We start from the raw sequence: 20,206 nt of genomic DNA on the forward strand, positions 1-20,206 counted from the left end.
ACTAAAATGAATTCCCTGATTATCTGCCACAATCATGGATTTTGCCAAGGTATTACGAATGGCTATATCATGGATATTATGAAGATTAAAGGCCGTGTAATCTGCCTTCCTCAGCTTTTCATTGGTCTTTAGAAAGACATCTCGATAGATGGTAGAAACTTCAGTCATGTCTTGATTCGCTATGGCAGGCTCCATACTGGCGACAATTCCTGCAAAATCATGGCGGAAACCTCGAACCTCATCATAGAGATAACCTAGCTTATCCACCATTCCTTGCAAGGAACGATTTTCATCTTCCTGTCTCTGAATGGTCTGCTCATCACGATAAACCTGTTCCAAATGCTTGATGTAAAAGAGCCAAGAGAAAAAGAGAATGAAAATCAAGAGAGAAATGGTCGTATCAAATCGAACGTAGAAAGGATTACATCCCCCAGACATGATGGATGAAAACAGTCTGAAACCAAACAATAAGGATAAAATCCACATACTTTTCATCACTAACGATCGAAATTTATCTAAAAATAATATATTGAAATCAATTCCCCATCGTCTTAAAATGACAACAGACAAAAACAACGAAATCAAACTAAATACAGAATTAAATCCACTATGCAAAAAATCAGATAGTTCAGAGTAGTCAAATATCAATCGTATTATAAATGTCAAAACCAAATATCGAATACTTTGATAAAACACAAATAGATAAAGTGCAAGAAAGAGAGCTTCCTTCTTCTTTTTCTTTAACACAATCCAAAATATTATATAAAAGAATAATAAATTGGCAACATGCGAGAAACTCGGAAAAACGAAGGTAGCAAATAGCTTAAAAACTACCAAAAGAAATATAGAACGTTTGTCATAAAATGCTTTAGAGAGTTGACTACCTAGATAAATCGGAGGAGCTAAAATATTGATTAAAATCAATATAAACACTAAAAATTCAAGTAATATAATCATAAATCCGTTTAATTAACTCATTAGTAGCAAAACACTAGCTTTGCTTTGGGAATAGATATCACCAACTGTAAATATCTTCAAATTGTTCCAATTCTACAAATGTATTTTTCATTTTCATGACAAACTCCTTTTCATAATTTTATATCCTCTCTATCCCCTTATAAATCCACAAAAGGCTTTAGTTTCTTTTAAAATACAAGAAATCTAAAGCCTCTTGAAAATGATTTGCACGTTTTAATTTTATATTCGTTGTGAAGATTGCTTATCTATTTATTTTACCACAAGAACCTTGTAATATTCATACTTATTTGGCTGTGTAATCTTAATTTTTTGACCATAGAAACCATCGATTTCTTTGTCAAAATAATCTGAAAATCTTGATGGCAAGCGTTTCATCTTAAGAACCTCACCAGATTGGTCTGCATATACAAGGAAATGATAGTGGGTTGTAGACATACCGTCATCAATCAATACAAAGTAACCTGTTTTAAGCTTACCTTGTCCATTATCTAAATGGTATAGTTTATTGTTATTGATTGTGAAGTTAGTAGATGGAAGTCTAAGTCGTACACCTGGGTCTTCTAGATAAAGATCATTGCCAACTTTTTTGATTTCTGATCTAGTTGTCATCTCTGGAAGTGGTAATACTCTACGACCATCTGCTCCAAAGTAATATCGACCTGGTAGATTTTGGAAATTACGAATAACAGCTTTAGGATCAATTTCTTGTCCTTCTTCTTTATTATCCACTAAAGCTAAGGTAGTATTTGCAACCTCATCCCCATATTTGTCGGAAAACTTCTTGAACTCAGGTTTAATATGCCAAGTGTTTTTATCCACGATAACATCAGTAAAGTTATTTCCGTCAAATTTTGCTTTAATCAGATATTCATATCCATCGCCTAAACGAACAATGTCACCATGTTTATAAGGGCTATTTTGTAAAGTGAACATATGCCCATCCTTGCTGAGAATATAGCCTGTTCCATCACTAGAATTTACAACTCTATCAGAGGCCATTGCACCTGATTGTTCAAAATAATACCAATTATTATCTATGAACTCCCAACCTGTCTGCATAGAACCACTAAAACGAAGATAGTACCATGTAGACCCTTCTTTGTACCAACCTGTACGCATGGCACCACTATCTGCTAGTGAGTACCAGGTATTGCCTTCCTTGTACCATCCAGTACGCATAGCACCACTATCTGCTAGTGAATACCAGGTGTTACCATCTTTGAGCCAGCCTGTCTGCATTTTACCAGAACCATCGAAGTGGTACCAAGAACCAGCATTTTGTACCCATTTATTTTTAGCTAAGCTTCCATCTTGAGAAAGATTCCAGTCATCGCCATTTTTAACCCAAGTATCTGCAGCCTGTGCTTGATTGATTGACAAAAGCAGACCAGCACCTGCAAGCAAACCAAGTGTAAGTAGTTTAGATTTTTTCATAGCCATTTCCTCCTATTCTATAGCGAAATGAACATGACTTCCTAGTAAACAAAGCTGTTCGCTTTTTCGTTTTACTCTGTCAGACGTCTTATTTCACAACAGAAACATTTCCTGTCTTACTATCGATTTTAACAGTTTGACCGTAGAAACCGTCAATTTCTTTATTAAGATAATCTGAAATTCCTGTTGGCAATCGTTTCATTTTAAGAATTTCACCAGATTGGTCTGCATAAACAAGAATATGATAGTGATGATAGCTTGGTCTATCATCAATCAATGCAAAATAACCTGTTTTGAGTTTGCCATTAGCACCATCTAAATAGTATAGTTTATTATTATTGATTGTGAAGCTGGTAGCTCCAAGAAGAAGTCGTGCACCCGGATTTTCTAGATAGACATCATTTCCAACTTTTTTAATCTCTGAATAGGTGGTCATTTCTGGTAAATTTGTTACGCGACGACCATCTGCCCCAAAGTAATACCTGTTTGGTATGTTTTGGAAATTTTTCACGACAGCTTTAGGATTAATTTCTTGTCCTTCTTCTGTATTATCTACTAAAGCCAACATCGTATTGGAGACTTTATCTCCATATTTATCAGAAAACTTCTTAAATTCAGGTTTGATGTACCAGGCATTCTTTTCAACAATGACTCCATCTTTTGTATAAATAAGGTGATAATCATAACCATCAGACAAAGTAACAATATTTGTGATAATTGTATCATCCGCTTGAGATTGTTCAACCTGACTAGGTAGTTTGGTTAACAGATAGCCATCCTTACCAATGACATAACTTTCTCCATCGCTGGCTGGAACAGCTCTGTCTGCAACCATAGCACCTGAGTTTTCAAAGTAAGACCATTGACCATTTGCAGTTGCCCATCCTGTTGCCATAGCGCCACTGCCTTTTAGGTAGTACCAAGTAGCCCCTTCTTTATACCAACCCGTACGCATAGCGCCACTATCTGCTAGTGAGTACCATGTATTTCCGTCCTTATACCAGCCAGTGCGCATAGCCCCACTGTCTGCGAGCGAATACCATGTATTCCCATCTTTGAGCCAGCCTGTCTGCATTTTCCCAGAACCGTCAAAGTGGTACCAATAACCAGCATTTTGTACCCATTTATTTTTAGCAAGACTGCCATCTTGAGAAAGATTCCAGTCAGCACCATTTTTAACCCAAGTATCTGTAGCCTGTGCTTGGTTGATAGATAAAAGTAGACCAGCACCTACAAGCAAACCAAGTGTGAGTAATTTAGATTTTTTCATAGCCATTTCCTCCTTTATTGAATAGTTATAAAAAGATATTTTTCCATCATAAACATTCTACATAACTCCTAATAATCCTTAAGAGTCAACCAACACCTTCTTTCTATCATCATTGCCCACCCCACACCTTTATGATATACTAAATATAAATATTTTCCTAAAACTTCTACTTTTGGAACATTTTTGGAGGCAAAAATATGCGGTGGGATATTGGTTCAGTTTATAAATACATTCGTAAGTCAAAAGGGATTACACAAAATGAGGTCTGTGGTGACTACATTACTCATTCTAACTTGTCGAAGTTTGAAAATAATCACTCTACTCCTAGGTATGATACTATGGAATTACTTTTGAGGCAAATTGATATGAGTTTCGATGAATTTCATTATATTTGTCAACATTACCAAATGGATTCTCGTAAGAAATTATTTTCAGAATATTATCAAGTCATTTCTTCACCTAATCTAGAAGAAATGAAGACACTGCTATCAAAATGTCAAATTTATCTAGATGCAGTGCAGAATGATATCCCAATAGAACATGCTGTGAAAGAACTAACCATTTTTATAGAAGTGATTGAAAATCAGTTTTCCGATAAAGCCCAAGCCTTGGCTGAGGAGTTATGGAAAGAATTGGAAAAAAGAGATCAGTGGTTCCTCTCAGATTTACGGTTGTTAGTGATGATCATTTTCCATTTCCCTGTTGATTCACTAGAAATGCTACGTCAAAGACTTGTAAAATCTCTAAATAAATACACAGATTATCGTCCAATTCAAAGTATTCATTACTCCATTCTAGCCAATATGACACGAATGTACCTTGAAGCAGGGAAGAAAGATGACTGTCTATGCTTAATTCAAGAATGTCTTGATTTAGCAAAAATATTGAAACGATACGATTTATTAGGTGTAGCTCAAGTACGTCTGGGAATTGTTAATGAAGATCATACTATGATTAATAAAGGATTATCCTTACTCGAATCAACAGATGAAAGTCGATTACTAGAAGAAATGAAAAGAGAAGTTCGTGATTATTATCAAGCAGATTTTTTTGAAACAGAGACCAAACAGTAACTATTACTTTATGAATAAAAGCGAACATGACTTCCTAGTATACAAAGCTGTTCGCTTTTTCGTTTTACTCTGTCAGATAGTTTATTTCACAACAGAAACATTTCCTGTTGAACTGTCATATCTAACAGTTTCTCCATAAAAACCGGAAATTCCTTTTTCAATATAATCACGGAAATCATTAGGCAAAACTTTCATCTTCACGATTTCACCAGATTCATCTGCATAGCCCAAAATATGGTGATCTTTAGATAATAATCCGTCCATAAACATTGTAAAATATCCAGTTACAAGTTTACCATTATCATCATTGGCACCTCTTAGATAAAGTTTATTGTCATTAATTGTCAATCCAGATGAATCTAGACTAATAACTGGACTTGAGTTTTTAAGATAAAGTTCAGACCCAACTTTTTGAATAGGGAAGTGAGTAGTGAATTCTGGTAGATTCGCAACCTTACGTCCATCTGCTCCAAAGTAATACTTATTTGGTAAGTTTTGGAAATTCTTTATGACAGCTTTAGGATCAATTTCTTCCCCTGGTTTTTTATTATCAGTAATTGCATCTAAAGTATTTCGTTTTATATCGCCAATCTTTTGATAAGAAAAACGTTCAACAATAGGTTTGATATACCAGGCATTCTTTTCGATAACAACTCCATCTTTCTTATGAACAAGGTGATAGTCATAACCATCAGACAAAGTAACGATATCTGTAATAACTGTATCATCAAAAGGATCTTGTTCAACTTCACTTGGAAGTCTGGTTAACATATAACCATCCTTACCAATGACATAACTTTCCCCATCGCTTGCTGGAACAGCTCTATCTGCTACCATAGCACCTGATTTTTCAAAGTAAGACCATTGACCATTTGCAGTTGCCCATCCTGTTGCCATAGCGCCACTGCCTTTGAGGTAGTACCAAGTAGACCCTTCTTTGTACCAACCAGTACGCATAGCCCCACTATTTGCGAGTGAGTACCATGTATTGCCTTCCTTGTACCAGCCAGTACGCATAGCGCCACTGTCTGCGAGCGAATACCATGTATTCCCATCTTTGAGCCAGCCTGTCTGCATTTTACCAGAACCATCGAAGTGGTACCATGAGCCAGCATTTTGCACCCATTTATTTTTAGCGAGGTTGCCATCTTGAGAAAGATTCCAGTCAGCGCCATTTTTAACCCAAGTATCTGCAGCCTGTACTTGATTGATAGACAATAGTAGGCCAGCACCTGCAAGCAAACCAAGTGTAAGTAGTTTAGATTTTTTCATAGCCGTTTCCTCCTAAAATAGATAAATCCAAAGCAAGAAAATCAAATAGAAACGAAGCCAAAATAGATGTCAGGTTCATGAACCTGAACCATAAGACCTCCTAAAATGTCCACGAACATAAGATAGAGACTAGTTTATCAAAAGTACATAGCCATCACCTTCTCCCAACTATAAAATAAATCCTTTTTTATATCTACATTATAGTCCTGGAAAAAAGGAAAGTCAATTAAAATTGTGATTATATTAACATTTTTGTTCTAACGAAAATCAAGCTATCTCTTCTTTTGATCTTCATTTCTTATCTCCTTTTGGAGATTGATTTTTCTGATTTTATTATATCCCTTATTTGTCCCCATATCTCTTCTGTCCCTAGAAAGACTAAATCTGTTCCTAAACGGTCACTTGAACCAAAGAAAAATTCCAAAGCAAATGCCTTGGAACTTCTTATCTTTATTTTGCTTGAATGATCTTAACCACATCTCCTACACTTTGCAGTTGATCAATTTCCTCATCACTGATTTCAATACTAAATTCATCTTCCAGTGTCAAGATAAACTCCATCAAGTCAACTGAGTCAGCATCCAAATCGTCTTTCAGACTCAAGGATTCTGTCACGACAAAATCCTCTCCCTGTCGCTCTTGGATAATGGTCACAATACGGTCAAAAATTTCTTTTTCTGTCATCTCTTTTATTCTCCTGAAAATTCACGCGCAGTCTGGGCAACTACGTCTGTTTCTAGCATGGTACGAATCTGGCGAATCGTACTATACACAGCCTTGGCATCGCTTGAGCCATGAGTCTTGACAACCGGTGCCTTGACACCAAACAAGACCGCTCCACCAACATCTGAATAGTTGAGCTGTTTTTTCAAACCTCTGAGACTATCCTTGAGAAGGAGGGCGCCTAGTTTCGCTCGAAGACCACCACCTGTAATAGCTGTCTTGAGCAAGCCCATAATTCCCATGGCTGTCCCTTCAATGGATTTGAGCACAGCGTTTCCCGTGAAACCATCTGCCACAACAACATCCGCAACGCCATTCATCAAATCACGTGCTTCCACATTTCCGATAAAGTTTAAACTTTCATCAGCCGCTAGTAATTCATAGGTCTCCTTACGAAGCGGGTCGCCCTTACTATTCTCTGTTCCATTATTGAGCAAACCAACACGTGGTTGCGCAATACCACGGACATTTTTAGCATAGAAGGAACCTAGAACCGCGTATTGATGGAGGTGCTGGGCTGTATTTTCCGCATTGGCACCAAGGTCTAGCATGTCAAAACCCTTCCCATCTACAGTCGGCAAGGTCGACATAAGCCCAGGACGGTCGATGTTCTTGATACGACCCACGATGAAGAATCCAGCAGCCAACAAAGCACCTGTATTCCCAGCTGAGAGGACAGCGTCTGCTTCACCCTCTTTGACAGCCTTGGCTGCCAATACCATACTGGCATTTTTCTTCTTCCGAATAGCTCTCGTAGGTTCATCGTCTGAATCAATCTTCTCATCCGTATGGATAATGCTGACGCGCTCTGTCGCTGTAAGATATTGCTTGATTTTGCTTTCATCTCCGTAGAGTTGAACCTCGATATCTGAAAAGTCAGCCAGGGCTTGATTGACACCCTCAACGATGGCCTGAGGTGCATAATCGCCCCCCATGGCATCTACTGCGATTTTTTTCATTTGTCTTCCTCTTTTAGTAATTGACCCCAGTCGGATAGGGAATCAATAAATTTCTTTGATTTTAGGTGAATTCCAACGTACTCTTCATAGAGTTGATCCATAAATTGGCGTAGCCCTTGCTTGATTTCAGGCTTAAGCGAAATGGTTTCCAAGGTCTCAAAATCAATGGCTTGAAATTGATTAAGTAGATAAGGGATGTTAGGATTTAGATGGCAACGTCTCTCATCCTCATGATAATGCTCTGGACAGAGGCAGGCTCCATATTTGAAAGAAAAGTCAAAAGCCTGACCAACCCGATGACAAAAGACACACTCATTAAAATTAAGACTGATTCCAAATCTGGTCAAGATTTGAATTTCAAAAATATTGGTCAAAACCTGATAATCCAAACCCGCTTCCATCAACTCCAAAGTCTTTTGCAAAAAAGCAAACAAGGGAGCATCCTGCTGATTATCCTGCAAACTCGCATCTGCAAGAGCTGCCACATAGGTCGCATAGGCCATGACAAAGAGATCACTATTAATCTTGGGAAAGGTCATGACCTCGTGATAGTCCTCTATGTAGCTGAGCCCGTCATCATTGATTCGCAAGAGAAATCGTGCCAGCACCAAGGGCTGAATAACAGGAGCCAGTTTGGACTGACCAGCGTGTTTAACGAAAAACATGCGCTTGCCAGCCTGCTCCGTAAAAATCTTGACTAGCTTATCATCCTCACGAAAGTTACGATTGTAGAGCACCAAGCCTTGACTCGTGATAGACTGAATCATGCTTCTCTCATGTACTCCTCAAGTCGTTTCATGGCTTCTTTGATAGTCTCCATGCTAGCTGCATAAGATAGGCGAACATAGCCTTCCCCGTAACGCCCAAAGGCGGCACCAGGGATAAAGGCAACGGCCTTCTTCTGTGCAAAATCCTTCAGAAAAGCAAAGGAATCTTGATTGTAGCCCGCTGGGATCTTAGCAAAGATATAAAAGGCACCGTCTGGTTTGATAATCTCAAAACCAAGAGCAGTCATCTTTTCGATGATATAATCTCGACGCTGGATGTATTCCTTCTTCATAGGCTCCGCATCGTTTTTACCAGCCGTCAAGGCTTCCACCGCAGCGTGTTGAGCCATGGTATTTGCAGCAGTAACCAAGTACTGGTGACTCTTGATTAACTGGGCTGTGAAGGCCACAGGAGCGAAAATCAGCCCCAAACGCCAACCTGTCATGGCATGCGATTTAGACAAACCATTGATAATAATAGCCTGGTCTCTCAACATAGTTCCCAGAGATACATGGGTTTCGCCTGTGTAGGTCAATTCTGAGTAAACCTCATCACAGACAACGAAAATTTCGTACTTGCGTAAAACAGCTGCCAAAGCTTCCAACTGCTCCCGACTGTAGGTAATTCCTGTCGGATTTGCTGGATAGTTGAGAATAACCGCCTTGAGCTTGTCACCCTGCTCCAAAATGGCCTTCTCCAACATCTCAGGAGTCAAGACAAAACCATTTTCAGTTGTGTCAATCTCGACAATCTCTGCCCCAACTAGATTGACAATTGGTTCATAACCCGGATAAGCAGGAGCTGGCAAGAGCACCTTGTCTCCCTCTTCCAAAATAGCTGTCAAAGTAGCAGATAAAGCCTCTGTCGCACCAATTGTAACCAAGATTTCATTTTCAGGAGCATAGTCCAGTTGGTACTTTTCCTTAACAAAGTCACTGGCCGCCTGACGTAAAGTCAACAGACCACTCATCCCTGTATAGTAGGATTGGTTCTGGTCAATCGCTCGCTTGGCCGCCTCCTTGACATGATCTGGCGTTGTAAAATCAGGCTCCCCCAAGGTCAAACGCAAAACCCCAGGAATCTCAGAAATAGCCTGGTCAAACTGACGAATCAACGAAACTTGAATCTTATCTAACTGTTTATTAAAGCGCTTAGTTAAGTCCATAGATACCTCCTACTTTCAAAACGTATCTCTATTATACTATAAAAGCCCCCCGACCGCAAAAATACATGATAGAATAACTTTCCACTTTCTATTTTACTTTTCCTGTTTACAGGTCTATAATGGTAACAGATTCTATTTGGAGGTTTTTATGTCATTTCTATCAAAAAATTGGGCTGGACTTTTGGTCTGTCTTATCATATCTATCATTTCTTGGATTTTAGGAGGCTTCTTGCCTGTTGTCGGGGCACCTGTCTTTGCCATCTTTATTGGCATGATTCTCCACCCATTTCTCTTTCCCTACAAACAACTGGATGCTGGATTGACCTTTAGTTCCAAGAAATTGCTCCAGTATGCCGTTATCTTGCTTGGTTTTGGTCTCAATATCTCGCAAGTCTTCGCAGTTGGGCAATCTTCACTCCCTGTCATCCTGTCCACCATTTCAATAGCCTTGATTGTTGCCTATCTTTTCCAGCGCTTCTTTGCACTGGACACAAAACTGGCTACCTTGATTGGAGTAGGTTCTTCTATCTGTGGGGGCTCTGCCATTGCGGCAACAGCGCCCGTTATTCACGCCAAGGAAAAGGAAGTCGCCCAAGCCATCTCCGTTATCTTTTTCTTCAATGTCTTGGCTGCGCTCATCTTTCCAACGCTAGGTACCTGGCTTCATCTATCCAATGACGGCTTCGCCCTCTTTGCAGGGACTGCGGTCAATGATACTTCCTCTGTAACGGCTACCGCCAGCGCCTGGGACAGTCTCTACCAGACCAATACCCTCGAATCCGCAACCATTGTCAAACTCACACGTACTCTGGCTATCATCCCCATCACTCTCTTTCTCTCCTACTGGCAAAGTCGCGAGCAAAAAAATAAGCAAGGCTTACAACTGAAAAAAGTCTTCCCACTTTTTATCCTTTACTTTATCCTTGCATCTCTCCTAACCACCCTACTGACCTCTCTCGGGGTATCCAGTAGTTTCTTTACCCCTCTCAAACAACTCTCCAAATTCCTCATTATCATGGCCATGAGTGCTATCGGACTCAAAACCAATCTGGTAGCTATGATCAAATCTAGTGGAAAATCCATTATTCTCGGAGCCATCTGCTGGATTGCCATCATCCTCACTAGTCTTGGTATGCAGACTCTTATCGGCATTTTCTAATACAAAAGGTAGCCCACCAGCTACCTTTTTCTTATGCTTCCTCAATCAAGCGTGTGTGTTCTCTCTTGATGCAACGATTCATCACGATATCATCACATCCACCAGCACGCAAGATCTCTTCCGCTTCTAGACTTTCAAGTCCTAGCTGTGCCCAAAAAATCTTGGCATCAGCTTTGAGAAAATCACGCGCCACATCTGGCAAAAACTCACTGCGCCGGTAAACATTGACAATATCTACAGGAAAAGGAATCTCTGCTAGACTAGCATAGGCCTTTTCACCCAATATTTCACCACCTGCTACCTTGGGATTGACTGGGATGATTTTATAACCCCGAGCCTGCATTTCCTTGGTCACTCGATTGCTAGTTGTTTCCTCACGGTCAGACAGACCCACCACAGCAAGGGTTTTACTCGTTGCGAGATACTGACGAATCACGCCATCACTTGGATTGATAAATTCTTGACTCATAGAAATCCTCCTTTTTCATCAGTATAGCACAATTTGAAAAGGCTTGCAGAATTCTACTACAAAAAAGGAGGACTAGCCCCCTTTTTATTTAGCCTCGTACCAGGTTGCCCCTTCATTTTCATCTGCGATAAGGGGAACACTGAGTTGAATGGCTTCTTCCATGGTTTGTTTGACCAATTTTTTCATCTCTGCCAATTCAGATTTAGGAACTTCAAGAACGATTTCATCGTGCACTTGTAACAGCATCTTAGTCTGATAACCACCTGCAACCAAGGCTTTATCCAGCTGAATCATAGCAATCTTGAGAATATCTGCAGCTGAGCCCTGGATAGGAGAGTTGATAGCAGTTCGCTCCGCAAAACCACGAATGTTGAAGTTGCGCGAATTGATATCTGGCAACTCACGACGACGTTTAAAGAGGGTCTCTACATAGCCCTTATCACGCGCCTCACGCACCACTTCATCCATGTAGTTTTTAATACCCGGGAAGCGTTCAAAGTAGGTATCAATGTAGGCTTTGGCCTCCTTACGGCTGATGCCCAGATTATTAGACAAGCCAAAGTCTGAAATCCCGTAAACCACTCCAAAGTTCACCGCCTTGGCATTACGACGGTCATTTGCAGTCACATCCTCAGGGCGTTCAATGCCAAAGACACGCATGGCTGTAGAAGTATGGATATCCGCCCCCTCTTGGAAGGCCTTGATCAAGTGCTCATCCTTAGAAATATGCGCCAAAACACGCAATTCAATCTGAGAATAGTCGGAGCTGAGCAGCACACTATCCTCCCACTCAGGCACAAAGGCCTTACGAATGAGACGACCCTGCTCCAAACGCACAGGAATATTTTGCAAGTTTGGATCCACACTAGACAGACGCCCTGTCTGGGTCAAATCCTGAACATAGCGAGTATGAATCTTGCCATCAGCCAAAATCCAGTCCTGCAAGCCAATCACATAAGTCGATTGAATCTTGGCAATCTGACGATAGTCTAGGATTTTCTTAACAATCGGAGCAATAGGAGCCAGGCGCTCCAACACATCCACCGCTGTCGAATAACCTGTCTTGGTTTTCTTAGTGTATTCTAGAGGAAGTCCCAATTTTTCAAAGAGAAGTACACCCAATTGCTTAGGCGAGTTGATATTAAACTCCTCACCAGCCAGTTCGTAAATCTCCTGAGTGAGTTTTTCAATGACAAGCTCATTTTCAGCCTGCATCTCAAGCAAGGTCTCTTTCTTGACCGTAATCCCAGCAATTTCCATCTTGGCAAGGACAAAGGCTAGAGGTTGCTCCATATCATAAAGAAGCTCTAATTGCCCATTTTCGCTGAGTTTTTCCAGCAATATAGGCTCTGTTTCGACCAAAACAGCAAGCTTACGAGCTAAATGCTCCAAGAATTTCTCACGTTCAGGAAGGGTCTTCTTGACTCCCTTACCATAGAAAGTCTCATCATCAACCAAATAAGTCTGACCATAAAGACTAGCGATGGTCGCAATTTCATTGTCCTCCACAGTCGAAAGGAGGTATTTAGCCAATCGGCTGTCAAAAGCAGGCGCCTGCAAATCCACACCCAAACGATGCAAGAGAACTTTAGCCTTCTTGAAGTCATAAACTCTCAGAGGTGTTTTTTCTAAAAAGTCCTTGAAAATCGGCTCTTGCAAAAGCTCAAGCTTGTCTGTAGCATAGAGCTTATCCCCACAAGACCAGGCAAATCCAACCAAATCATCCGTATGGTAATTCTCCCCAAAGAGTTCAAAATGGAAGATAGACTCTTCACTCAGCATATTTTGACTGATTTGGTCAACAATAGTAAAGTCCAAACTCTCAGCCACATCAGCTGATGACACATTTAAAGCCTGTTTGAGCTGTTTGAAGCCCATCTCATCGTAGAATTTTCCAAGATTTTCCACATCTGGACCACTATAGACCAAATCCTCCAAACCAATCTCAACCGGTGCCTCGGTATCAATGGTCGCCAGTTTTTTCGACAAAAAGGCCTGTTCCTTATCATTGATGAGATTTTCCTTCATCTTAGAAGCCTTCATCCCATCAATATTTTCATAAATTCCCTCAAGCGAACCATGCTCCAGCAAGAGTTTGATACCAGTTTTTTCACCGATTTTGGTCACCCCAGGGATATTATCCGACTTATCACCCATGAGCGCCTTGAGATCGATAAACTGAGTCGGTGTAATGCCCATCTTTTCCATGAGATATTCTGGCGTAAAGGCCTCAAACTCAGCCACACCTTTCTTGGAAAGTTCAACCACCGTATGCTCATCCGTCAGCTGAATCAAATCCTTGTCCCCACTGATAATGGTAATATCAAAACCATTCTGCTCTGCTAGTTTATCCAGTGTCCCAATGATGTCATCCGCCTCATACTGAGCCAACTCATAATGACGAATCCCCATATGATCCAGCAACTCACGAATAAAGGGAAATTGCTCACGAAACTCATCCGGAGTCTTAGCCCGACCACCCTTATAGTCCGCATACATCTCTGTACGGAAGGTCGTCTTTCCCGCATCAAAAGCCACCAAAATATGACTCGGCTCAACCCGCTCCAACAAATGGCTTAACATCAACTGAAAGCCATAAATCGCATTGGTATGCAAGCCAGCCGCATTCTTAAAACGATCCAACTGCTGATAGAGCGCAAAAAACGCCCGAAAAGCAACAGAAGACCCATCAATCAATAATAATTTTTTCTTATCCATACACCCATTATAAAGGAAAGCACCAAAAAATACCATTGGGAAGAGCCAGACCAAGTATTTTTCATACTTTTTCCAAATAAATAGATAGAGCCAGAGAATCCAGTAAACCTAGATTTGAAAATGTGCTATAATGAAAAGAGAAAGAATATGACATTACGTCATCCGGGCATCAGCCCAACCAATGATTTAGTGGCTAAGAAGATTTTTAGCAATCCAGAAATCACTTGTCAATTTATTCGCGATATGCTGGATTTACCAGCAAAAAATGTGACCATTTTGGAGGGAAGTAATATTCATATCTTGCCTTCCATACCTTACTCAGCGCAGGATTTCTATACCAGTATAGATGTTTTGGCGGAGTTGGACAATGGCACTCAAGTAATCATTGAAATTCAGGTGCATCATCAGAATTTTTTCATTAATCGTTTGTGGACTTACCTGTGCAGTCAGGTCAATCAAAACCTTGAAAAAATTCGTCAACGAGAAGGTGATACACATCAAAGTTACAAACACATCGCCCCCGTTTATGCCATTGCAATCGTGGATAGCAATTATTTCCAAGATGACTTGGCTTTTCATAGCTTTAGTATGCGCAAGGACACGACAGGTGAGGCTTTAACAATTACAAACAATGGACAAGAAAACCATCTAGTCAAGATGGCATTCTTGGAATTAAAAAAATACAGAGAAACCAGCAAAGACGAGGTTCGCAAACCCTGGTTGGAGTTTTTTGGGAATAAACCCTTTACCCAACAACCCGAGCGAGCCATTAGCCAGGCAGACCAACTGCTAGACTACAAGAGCTGGTCCGAGGAGGACAGGAAAATGTTTAGTGAACAGCGTAGACGCGAAGAACAAGCCTTGTTAGCACAGGACTATGCCTTGGAACAAGCTGAAGAAAAAGGTTTAGAGCGTGGGAAAGTTGAAGGAAGGGAAGAAGGGAAACTTTTTGCCTTCTTAGACATGGTTCGTCAAGGTCTCCTGACTTCCGAGGTTGCCAGCCAGCAGTTGGGCATAACCGTCGCTGAATTTGAGGCACTATTGTAAGTTTATAGAATAAAAGTGAACAAATCTGAAACATCGTTTTGTTCACTTTTTTCTTCTTTTCAACAGAACTCTCACTATAGTCCATATCACAAAAAGAGAAGGTCATAAATCCTTCTCTTTTATATCTTCAACTAATTAGTTTTTGCGTTTCACAAATGGAAGGGCACCAAGGAGCAATCCAAGGAATCCTAATGATGCAATTGCAACATTATCTTTACCACCAGTATTTGGAAGTTCTTTCTTATCTTCAGCTTTTGCAGCTGGGGCTTGATAAGTATTGTCTTTGTTAGTACCTGCTACAGTTGGTACAACCGCAGGAGTTGATGGTGTATCAGCTGTTGGTGTAGCTGAAGCATCTGTTCCAGGAGCTGATGGTGTTTTTGGTACAAGTGCAGGTTCATTGACAGCTGTAGTATCAGAATTTTCACGCGGTGGATTTCCAGGTGTTCCAACTTTAGCTGGGATTGGAAATTCAGGAGCTGGTTTTTCAGGTCTTGATGGCGCTGTATTTTCTTTATTCGATTCAGGTAATTTACCTTCATTTAATTTTGATAAATCAAATTCAGGTTTATCATTCACAAGATTTAACCAAGCAGCTTTAAGTTCTTCTAATTCTGCTTTAGCTTTATCTAATTCACCTTTCAATCCTTCTACAAAATAATCTTCAGCACCATTTTCTGCATCTTTCACGTCAGATTCAAGTTTTTCAACTTCTTTTTCAAGACGTTTGATTTCAGATTTAATATCTGGAACTTCTGTTTTTGGTTGCTCAGCTGGTGCTTCACCTTCTGGTTTAGCTGGCTCAGTTGGAGGTGTTGTATCATTCACTCCGCCGTTAAATTCTGGATTATTAGGTTGAGTAGTAGCGTTATCATCATTTACACCACCATTGAACTCTGGAGTATTTTCAGTTGTAGGCGCTTCTTCATCGTTTACTCCACCGTTGAACTCAGGTTTTTCTTCAGTAGTAGCAGCTTCAGCAGCGTTTACTCCGCCATTGAATTCAGGTTTTTCTTCAGACGAAGGAGCGTCAGCAGGATTCACACCGCCGTTGAATTCTGGAGCGTTAGGAACAGTTGGAACCTCATCTGCTTCCTTAGCAGGTTCAGTAGGTGCTTCTTCATCATTTACACCACCACTGAAGTCTTTAGGTGCTTCACCTTTAGGAACTTCTTTTAAGTTTTCGATATAACCTAGAGTTGCATTATAATCATCAGTTAGCTTGTCAATTTCATCTTTGTAAGCTTTTACTACTTCGTTAACTTCGTCAAATTTAGCTTGAGCTTCATCAGCAGCAGTTTTAGCAGAAGCAACAGCAGCTTCTAATTTAGTTACAGCATCTTTTAATCCATCTTGGATAGCTTTGTCTGCTTCATTTTTCTTAGCTGTTTCAAGAGCAGCTTTAGCTTTTTCTAAAGTTTCATTTTGTTTATTTAATGCAGCTGTTTTTTCCTCTGCTGCTTTAGCTTTTTCAGTAGCATCAGCTTTGTCTTTATCAGCTACTTTAGTTAATTTTTCAATTTTTTCAGCGATATTATCAGCGATATCTTGAAGTTTTTTAACGATTGGCTTAGAAGCTTCTTTGTTGTAAGCAGCGTCTAATTTTTCTTTATCAGCAGCTGGAAGCTCAGATAGAGCTTTACCTTCTTGTTTTGTAGCACCGATTTCGTCAGCTTGAGGATCTTGATCTTTAGTAGCTTCAGCAGTCGCATTTTGATTTTCTAATTCTTTAAGAACATCCTCAGCTTTTAAATCACCATTTTCAACTGCAGCTAAAATATCTTCTTTACCTAATGCTTTTTTAGCTTCTTCTTTATTTGTAATCTTAGCATCAGCATCGATATCTTTTTCTAATTGATCTAAAGCATCTTTAAGAGCAGTTCTAGTTTCAGCTTCTTCTTTTTTAAGTTCTTCAACTTTTGCTTTTGCTTTTTCTGCTTCTTCTTTAGCTTTAGCTAATTCAGCTTCTGCGTCAGCTTTAGCTTTATCGGCTTCATCTTTTTTAGTTTGAGCAGCTGTTACATCTTCAGCTTCTTTAGTAGCTTTAGCTGTAGCTTCATCTGCTTTTGTTTTAGCTTCGTCTGCTTTTTTCTGCAATTCAGCAACTTTAGCATCTGCTTCTTTTTTAGCTTCAGCAGCTTTTTCTGCTTCTGTTTTTTCTGCTGGTTTAGCTGGTTCTTCTTCTACTGGTTTAGCTGGCTCGTTAGCTTCTTTTTCTTTAGCAACTTTCACTTCTTCTAGAGTTTTGTTGTACTCATCAGTAAGTTTGTTTAGTTCATCAGCAACAACTTTAGTATCTGAAGCAGCTTTATCGAATGCATCTTGCGCAGCGTCCTTAGCTTTTTCAATAGCTTTTACAGCTTTGTCCAATGAAGCAACGATATCAGAATCAGAGCCGTTATCTGTAGCTGATTTAAGAGCTTCTTTAGCTTCTTTTAATGTATCTTCTTGTTTTTTAAGAGCTTCAGCTTTTTTATCTTCTTCAGCTTTCAATGCTTCAGCATCTTCTTTAAGCTCATCAACATTTTCACCTAAATCATCAGCTTTATCTTGAAGTTTTTCTGATGCAGGACGAGCAGCATCTGCTTTTTCAGCTTTGTCAATTCCAGCCTTAATGTCTGCTGGTAATTGATCTTTAGTTTTAGCTTCTTTAGCTGGAGTTGTTGCAACGTTAGCTTCATTAGCTTGATCTTTATTTCTTAATTTTTTCTCAGTTTCTTTATTAGCTTCAGCTTTTTCATTATCATCTGCTAATTCTTTAAGAATATCCCCAGCTTTTAATTCACCAGATTCAACAGCCTTCAACAATTCCTCTTTTGCTTTTTTGTCGAGTAATTCGTTATCATCAGGTAATTGTTTTAAAGCCTCGGTTAATGCTTCTTTAGAATCAGCTTCTTCTTTTTTAGCGTCTTCTTCTTTCTTCGCTTCTTCTTTTGCTTTAGCATCAGCTTCTGCTGCTTTTGTTTTTGCTGCGGCTAATTCATCGTCAGCAGTTTTTTTAGCTTTTTCAGCTTCTGTTTTTTCAGCTTCAGCATCAGCAGCTTCTTTTTTCTCAGTTTCAAGTTTTTTAGCTGCTTCATCAGCCACAGGAGTAGTTGTATCTACTTTTGCTTGAGCTTCAGCAACTTTTTCTTCAGCTTTTTTAGCGTCAGCTTCAGCTTGTTTAATTTCTGGACTTGTCACTTCTGATTTAGGAGTTGCAGGAGCTCCAGCTGGTTGAGCAGAAGTTGTATTAGGCTCCTCTGCAGCTTTCACGACTGACGGTTGAGATGCAACAAATGCCGCTCCCAAAACAGCAACACTTGCTAAGCTAGTCAAAATCATTTTCTTTTTGTTCATCCTGTGTACCTCTTTTTAAGAATCATATTTATGTACATTATAAACCTTTTTTCAAGTGAAATCAAGGGATACGTTATATTCTATATCCTTTATTATTGATATGTTATATTTCAAAAATATGGAAAATTCCAAAGAAAATAAAGCATATTTTACTAGCTTTCTTTCTCTTTCTTTTCATTATTTTCATTTTATATAGTAAATTATAATTTTGAATTCAATTCAAATATCTTAAATCTTCATAAAAAATCTAGTTTAAACAAAAAAACAGGAGATTTCTCTCCTGCTTTGATTTAATTACTTAAAATCTATACCATCATATGATTTAGTTTTTACGTTTCACAAACGGAAGGAATCCAAGAAGTAATCCTAAGAATCCTAAGAATGCAACTGCAACATTATCTTTTCCACCCGTATTTGGAAGTTCTTTCTTATCTTCAGCTTTTGCAGCTGGGGCTTGATAAGTATTATCTTGGCTAGTTCCTGCTACAGCTTGAGCAGCAGTAGCTGGAGCTGATGGAACTTCTGAAGCTGGACTATTTGTTCCAGGTGCTGGCGCTGCTGGGGATTCAGTAGATGGTGCATCAGCAGATGGGCCTGCTGGCGTTTCTGACACTGGAGCAGGAGTTTCAGAAGCTGGAGCTGGATTTCCTGGTGTTCCAACCTTAGCTGGGATTGGGAATTCTGGAGCTGGTTTTGCAGGTCTGTCTGGAGTCTTGTTTGATTCTTTTTGAGGCTCTGTTTGAGGTTCTGTATATTCTGGTTTGTCAAGAATGGCAGCATCTCCATTAGAAGCTTCTGGTTCCAAACCTTTAAGAGCTGCTTCTAGATCAGCTTCTGCCTTCTCCAATTCCGCTCTTTTAGCATCTAATTCTTTCTGAAGCCCTTCTTTAATATAATCTTCAGAACCATTTGCTTCCGCATCTTTAAGATTATCTTCTAATTTAGAAACTTCTTTTTCCAAATCAGCGACCTTGTTTTGAAGAGTTTCAATTGTTGTATCCAATTTAGCTTCTTCAGCTTTCAAGTCTGCTTCACGCGCTTTAAGTTCTGCTTGAGCTGCTTCTAGAGCTTTATCTGCAGCATCAAGATCCTTTTGAGCAGCTTCTCTATATTGATCTGCTTGTTCACCATCAGCGTCAGCATAGCTATCAAGTTCTTTTTGAGCTTTTTCTTTCGCCGCTTTTGCGGCTTCTACAATAGTTTTTGCTTCTTCAACATCATTTTTCGCAGCTTCTACACGTTCGCCAGCATCCTTAGCATCTGTCTTTTCTTCATCCAAACGCTTATTGATTTTATCCTGACTATCAGCATCAATTCCACCATTAACTGGCTTAGCTTCTGTAACTTCACCTGATTCATTACGAACCAACTCAGCACCTGGAGCTGGTTGTACAGTTGGATTAGTCACACCGGCTTTATTAAAGTCATCTTCTAACTCTTTTGCAACATCTTCAGCATCTAAATCACCATTTTCGATAGCCTTTAAGATGTCTTCCTTACCGATTTCAGCTTTTGCTTCTTCGATAGCTTTCGCCTTATCTTCTGGTTTAATGCTGTCGTCTTTGTTAATGTTATCTTCAACAGCTTTTTCCATTTTTTCAAAAGCAGCTTTTAAAGCCTCTTTAGTATCCGTAGTAGCTGGTTGTGTTGCAGTAGGTTGCGCATCTTCAGCTTTTACAGTTGAAGGATTAGATGCAAGAAAACCTGATCCCAAGACAGCCACACTAGCCAAGCTAGTTAAAATCATTTTCTTTTTATCCATTTTTGAAACCCCTTTTTTGAAATTATATTTGAATTTATTATAACGCTTTCAAAGAAAATAATCAAATAAT

Annotated in this window: 14 protein-coding genes and 1 pseudogene; 3 read left to right on the forward strand and 12 right to left on the reverse strand. The window is 39.6% G+C overall.

Annotated elements, in window-relative coordinates:
• The 3 genes and pseudogenes from JQ843_RS09555 to JQ843_RS03045 form a co-directional block, all read right to left on the reverse strand.
• Positions 1-495, reverse strand: a pseudogene (locus JQ843_RS09555) (GHKL domain-containing protein); the annotation flags it as partial.
• Between the two features lie 732 nt (positions 496-1,227).
• Positions 1,228-2,412, reverse strand: coding sequence for an N-acetylmuramoyl-L-alanine amidase family protein (locus tag JQ843_RS03040; protein WP_203212871.1), 1,185 nt, complete (start codon positions 2,410-2,412; stop codon positions 1,228-1,230).
• An 88-nt stretch (positions 2,413-2,500) separates the two neighbouring features.
• Positions 2,501-3,682 carry a PspC-like choline-binding domain-containing protein gene (locus JQ843_RS03045; protein ID WP_049502340.1) on the reverse strand — a complete coding sequence of 394 codons (1,182 nt, stop codon included), beginning with the start codon at positions 3,680-3,682 and terminating at the stop codon, positions 2,501-2,503.
• A gap of 197 nt (positions 3,683-3,879) precedes the next feature.
• Between JQ843_RS03045 and JQ843_RS03050 the strand changes: the two genes are divergently transcribed.
• A complete protein-coding gene (locus JQ843_RS03050) occupies positions 3,880-4,755 on the forward strand; it encodes a helix-turn-helix domain-containing protein (RefSeq protein ID WP_203212872.1) in 876 nt (291 codons plus the stop codon).
• An 81-nt stretch (positions 4,756-4,836) separates the two neighbouring features.
• On the opposite strand, the gene JQ843_RS03055 is transcribed toward JQ843_RS03050, so the two are convergent.
• The 5 genes from JQ843_RS03055 to JQ843_RS03075 form a co-directional block, all read right to left on the reverse strand.
• Entirely contained in the window at positions 4,837-6,027 is a 1,191-nt protein-coding gene (locus JQ843_RS03055; protein WP_203212873.1) for an N-acetylmuramoyl-L-alanine amidase family protein, read from the reverse strand.
• Between the two features lie 450 nt (positions 6,028-6,477).
• The gene (locus JQ843_RS03060) at positions 6,478-6,711 is read right to left on the reverse strand and encodes an acyl carrier protein (RefSeq protein WP_000136448.1); all 234 of its coding nucleotides are present in this window, start codon (positions 6,709-6,711) and stop codon (positions 6,478-6,480) included.
• Between the two features lie 5 nt (positions 6,712-6,716).
• Positions 6,717-7,709: a phosphate acyltransferase PlsX gene (gene plsX / locus JQ843_RS03065; RefSeq protein WP_049499075.1), complete on the reverse strand. Its 993-nt coding sequence runs from the start codon at positions 7,707-7,709 to the stop codon at positions 6,717-6,719.
• Positions 7,706-8,476, reverse strand: coding sequence for a DNA repair protein RecO (recO, locus tag JQ843_RS03070; RefSeq protein ID WP_203212874.1), 771 nt, complete (start codon positions 8,474-8,476; stop codon positions 7,706-7,708). The genes plsX and recO overlap by 4 nt, the downstream gene beginning before the upstream one ends.
• A complete protein-coding gene (locus JQ843_RS03075) occupies positions 8,473-9,642 on the reverse strand; it encodes a pyridoxal phosphate-dependent aminotransferase (RefSeq protein ID WP_084923523.1) in 1,170 nt (389 codons plus the stop codon). The genes recO and JQ843_RS03075 overlap by 4 nt, the downstream gene beginning before the upstream one ends.
• 148 nt (positions 9,643-9,790) lie before the next feature.
• Between JQ843_RS03075 and JQ843_RS03080 the strand changes: the two genes are divergently transcribed.
• Positions 9,791-10,801: a YeiH family protein gene (locus JQ843_RS03080; protein ID WP_203212875.1), complete on the forward strand. Its 1,011-nt coding sequence runs from the start codon at positions 9,791-9,793 to the stop codon at positions 10,799-10,801.
• A 31-nt stretch (positions 10,802-10,832) separates the two neighbouring features.
• Here JQ843_RS03080 and JQ843_RS03085 read toward each other — a convergent pair whose 3' ends face one another.
• Together JQ843_RS03085 and polA are read right to left on the reverse strand one after the other, a co-directional pair.
• A complete protein-coding gene (locus JQ843_RS03085; RefSeq protein ID WP_000076488.1) occupies positions 10,833-11,270 on the reverse strand; it encodes a CoA-binding protein in 438 nt (145 codons plus the stop codon).
• Positions 11,271-11,354: 84 nt separating this feature from the next.
• Positions 11,355-13,988, reverse strand: coding sequence for a DNA polymerase I (gene polA / locus JQ843_RS03090; protein ID WP_203212876.1), 2,634 nt, complete (start codon positions 13,986-13,988; stop codon positions 11,355-11,357).
• 147 nt (positions 13,989-14,135) lie between these two features.
• On the opposite strand from polA, the gene JQ843_RS03095 reads away from it, so the two are divergent.
• The gene (locus JQ843_RS03095) at positions 14,136-15,035 is read left to right on the forward strand and encodes an Rpn family recombination-promoting nuclease/putative transposase (protein WP_203212877.1); all 900 of its coding nucleotides are present in this window, start codon (positions 14,136-14,138) and stop codon (positions 15,033-15,035) included.
• 135 nt (positions 15,036-15,170) lie between these two features.
• Here the strand turns inward: JQ843_RS03095 and JQ843_RS03100 are convergent, their stop codons facing one another.
• Together JQ843_RS03100 and JQ843_RS03105 are read right to left on the reverse strand one after the other, a co-directional pair.
• On the reverse strand, positions 15,171-18,374 hold the full coding sequence (locus JQ843_RS03100; protein WP_203212878.1) for an SIALI-17 repeat-containing surface protein: 3,204 nt from the start codon (positions 18,372-18,374) through the stop codon (positions 15,171-15,173).
• Between the two features lie 322 nt (positions 18,375-18,696).
• Positions 18,697-20,136: an LPXTG cell wall anchor domain-containing protein gene (locus JQ843_RS03105; protein ID WP_238393746.1), complete on the reverse strand. Its 1,440-nt coding sequence runs from the start codon at positions 20,134-20,136 to the stop codon at positions 18,697-18,699.
• Positions 20,137-20,206: the final 70 nt, after the last annotated feature.

It is taken from the genome of Streptococcus mitis (assembly GCF_905187495.1).
GTDB lineage: Bacteria > Bacillota > Bacilli > Lactobacillales > Streptococcaceae > Streptococcus > Streptococcus mitis_CU.

Excerpts from the sequence above, each read along its gene's own strand:
- plsX (WP_049499075.1), bottom strand. The coding sequence starts at position 7,709 with ATGAAAAAAATCGCAGTAGATGCCATGGGGGGCGATTATGCACCTCAG.
- JQ843_RS03050 (WP_203212872.1), top strand. The coding sequence starts at position 3,880 with ATGCGGTGGGATATTGGTTCAGTTTATAAATACATTCGTAAGTCAAAA.
- JQ843_RS03040 (WP_203212871.1), bottom strand. The coding sequence starts at position 2,412 with ATGAAAAAATCTAAACTACTTACACTTGGTTTGCTTGCAGGTGCTGGT.
- JQ843_RS03085 (WP_000076488.1), bottom strand. The coding sequence starts at position 11,270 with ATGAGTCAAGAATTTATCAATCCAAGTGATGGCGTGATTCGTCAGTAT.
- polA (WP_203212876.1), bottom strand. The coding sequence starts at position 13,988 with ATGGATAAGAAAAAATTATTATTGATTGATGGGTCTTCTGTTGCTTTT.
- JQ843_RS03045 (WP_049502340.1), bottom strand. The coding sequence starts at position 3,682 with ATGAAAAAATCTAAATTACTCACACTTGGTTTGCTTGTAGGTGCTGGT.
- JQ843_RS03105 (WP_238393746.1), bottom strand. The coding sequence starts at position 20,136 with ATGGATAAAAAGAAAATGATTTTAACTAGCTTGGCTAGTGTGGCTGTC.
- JQ843_RS03080 (WP_203212875.1), top strand. The coding sequence starts at position 9,791 with ATGTCATTTCTATCAAAAAATTGGGCTGGACTTTTGGTCTGTCTTATC.
- JQ843_RS03075 (WP_084923523.1), bottom strand. The coding sequence starts at position 9,642 with ATGGACTTAACTAAGCGCTTTAATAAACAGTTAGATAAGATTCAAGTT.
- JQ843_RS03060 (WP_000136448.1), bottom strand. The coding sequence starts at position 6,711 with ATGACAGAAAAAGAAATTTTTGACCGTATTGTGACCATTATCCAAGAG.
- JQ843_RS03100 (WP_203212878.1), bottom strand. The coding sequence starts at position 18,374 with ATGAACAAAAAGAAAATGATTTTGACTAGCTTAGCAAGTGTTGCTGTT.
- JQ843_RS03095 (WP_203212877.1), top strand. The coding sequence starts at position 14,136 with ATGACATTACGTCATCCGGGCATCAGCCCAACCAATGATTTAGTGGCT.
- recO (WP_203212874.1), bottom strand. The coding sequence starts at position 8,476 with ATGATTCAGTCTATCACGAGTCAAGGCTTGGTGCTCTACAATCGTAAC.
- JQ843_RS03055 (WP_203212873.1), bottom strand. The coding sequence starts at position 6,027 with ATGAAAAAATCTAAACTACTTACACTTGGTTTGCTTGCAGGTGCTGGC.